The following is a 2054-nucleotide window of genomic DNA, read 5'->3' as shown; positions in this document are numbered from 1 at the left end:
TGTCCTCCGCCAGGATGCCAACGTGAGCGACGTCCGCATGGCGCTCGTCGCTTGTGCGAGGGTCTCGTCGAGCGAGTCGGTGCTTGCCCAGCGGTTGGTGCGGCGCTACGTCAGCATCGTGCTGGACGGGTTCCGGGCTCCGGGCCGAGAGCCGCTGGAGGGCCCACCGCTCACCATCGACGAGTCCGAAGAGGCGTTCCGCGACGGGCCCGGTCAGAACGACGGGTCCACCGCCGCCTTCAAGCGCGGCCGGCGCGCCTGGCCCCGCCAACCCTGACCCAGGGTCGCTGCGGGGTGTGCGAGCCCTCACCCATTGCCGCTGCCTGGGGCCGTTCGTGGGACTTCTAGGGTGAACGCCATGTGACCGGTGTCGGGCGGGACATGGCCGCCGTGGTCGCGCCCGCTGGCCGAGCCCGGCGCGGCGACGAGCAGCCGGACGACCTGGCCGAGGGCTTCTCGGCGGTCACGTTGGCCGAGGGCGAGGCGCAGCATGTGCCAGTGCACGACGGTGTGGGGCCACGGCCAGGGCTGGGACAGGATGTGCGCCCGTTCGAGCGCGTGCCAGCGGTCCTCGCCGGTGGTCGCCGTAGCGGCGGTGACGAGCTCCCGGTCGAGAGCGTCGTGCACCGTCGGGGGGAAGGGTCGTCTCATCGGGGTCCGATCCGGTGGGGAGTAGCCAGCGGCACCGTTGCGGGGGCGCAGCAGTGATCCTGGCAGTCGTCGGCGACGGGTGCGCCGGTGGTCGTTCCCGCCACGGTGGGGGCGCAGCAGGCGTCGCCGCGCCAGGCGTCGCGGCCTTCGCGCAGGGCGATGGCGGCGATGGCGAGGCCGGCGAGGGGGTCGGCCCAGGTGAGGCCCCACAGGGCGTTGAGGCCGAGGCCGACGAGAACGACGGCCGACAGGTAGGTGCACAGGAGGGTCTGCTTGGAGTCGGCCACCGCGCTGGCCGAGCCCAGCTCCTGGCCGGTGCGGCGTTGGGCGAGGGAGAGGACCGGCATGATCGCCAGGCTGAGCGCGGTGAGCACGAGGCCGGGGGTCGAAGGGGCGGCCTCGCTGCCGGTGACGAGGGTGCGGATGGCTTCGATGGTGACGTAGGCCGCGAGGGCGAAGAAGGAGGCGCCGATGATGCGCAGCGCGGTGCGCTCGCGCTCCTGGGGTTGGGCGGCGCTGAACTGCCAGGCGACGGCGGCGGCCGAGGCGACCTCGATGGTGGAGTCGAGCCCGAAGCCGATGAGCGCCACGGACGAGGCGCCGATGCCGGCGGTGATGGCGACGACCGCCTCGACGACGTTGTAGCTGATGGTGGCGGCGACCAGGCGTCGGACCCGGCGGCGCAGTGCCGCTTCCCGATCGAGCGGCCCGGTGGCGGTGGCCGTGGTGGCGAAGGCGGTCATGCCTGGGCCCCGGTGCCGTAGACCGGGCACAGCGCGACCGCTGAGCCGGTGGCGGCGAGCAGGGCCTCGGCGGTCCGGAGGAGGTCCAGCAGCTCAGGACGGGCAACCGAGTAGAACGACTGGCGCCCCTCGGCCCGGTAGTCGACCAGCCGGCAGTCACGGAGGCAGGCGAGGTGCTTGGACACCGTCGACTGGGCGAGGCCGAGCTCCTGGGTGAGGTCGACCACCCGCGCCTCGCCCTGCGACAGCCGCCGGACGATCGCCAACCGCACCGGGTCACCCAGCGAGCTGAACAACGCCGCCGCGGGCGCCAACGCCGCCCGCTGGTCCGGACTGCAACACGCATCCATCGACATGGAGCGATGATATAGCCCGTCTACGATCCGGTCGGTGCGGAGGCTTGACCGGGCCTGGGGACGCGGTGAGCCGACAGCGGCCTTCGTTGTCAGGCAATGTGTGGTCGTGACCGACCGCTGGGTGCCTCTGCCGTTCGCTTCGGCGCTGCCGGCTCACGCTGAGGTTGTCGAGGGTCTTCGCCGTGAGGTGAGCAGATCCGAGCGGTGGCGGTGGTTGGAGCTGAGCTGCTCGTTGGCCGCGGGTCGGGGTGACGAGCTGTCCGACATCGATGCCGGGGTCGGGTATGCAGGAGCGCTGGCTCCG

General features: G+C 72.5%; 4 protein-coding genes. 1 reads left to right on the top strand and 3 read right to left on the bottom strand.

Annotation, left to right across the window (positions count from 1 at the left end; translation table 11 throughout):
• The coding region (locus VK611_29080) for a hypothetical protein (GenBank protein HMG45422.1) at positions 1-277 on the top strand (277 nt) is incomplete at its 5' end.
• Between the two features lie 29 nt (positions 278-306).
• On the opposite strand, the gene VK611_29075 is transcribed toward VK611_29080, so the two are convergent.
• Genes VK611_29075 through VK611_29065 form a run of 3 tightly spaced genes read right to left on the bottom strand, consistent with a single transcriptional unit; the run spans position 307 to position 1750 of the window.
• Positions 307-651: a DUF3703 domain-containing protein gene (locus VK611_29075; protein HMG45421.1), complete on the bottom strand. Its 345-nt coding sequence runs from the start codon at positions 649-651 to the stop codon at positions 307-309.
• Entirely contained in the window at positions 648-1394 is a 747-nt protein-coding gene (locus tag VK611_29070) for a cation transporter (GenBank protein HMG45420.1), read from the bottom strand. Before VK611_29070 ends, VK611_29075 begins: the two co-directional genes overlap by 4 nt.
• Positions 1391-1750 (bottom strand): metalloregulator ArsR/SmtB family transcription factor, encoded by a 360-nt coding sequence (locus VK611_29065; GenBank protein HMG45419.1) that lies wholly within the window; start codon positions 1748-1750, stop codon positions 1391-1393. The genes VK611_29070 and VK611_29065 overlap by 4 nt, the downstream gene beginning before the upstream one ends.
• Between the last annotated feature and the right edge of the window lie 304 nt (positions 1751-2054).

This window comes from Acidimicrobiales bacterium (assembly GCA_035316325.1).
Taxonomy (GTDB): Bacteria; Actinomycetota; Acidimicrobiia; order Acidimicrobiales; family VFJN01; genus DASXTK01.
This window is presented reverse-complemented; position numbering and strand designations above follow the sequence as displayed.

Coding starts and splice junctions, on each gene's coding strand:
- VK611_29075 (HMG45421.1), bottom strand. CDS start 651: ATGAGACGACCCTTCCCCCCGACGGTGCACGACGCTCTCGACCGGGAG.
- VK611_29065 (HMG45419.1), bottom strand. CDS start 1,750: ATGTCGATGGATGCGTGTTGCAGTCCGGACCAGCGGGCGGCGTTGGCG.
- VK611_29070 (HMG45420.1), bottom strand. CDS start 1,394: ATGACCGCCTTCGCCACCACGGCCACCGCCACCGGGCCGCTCGATCGG.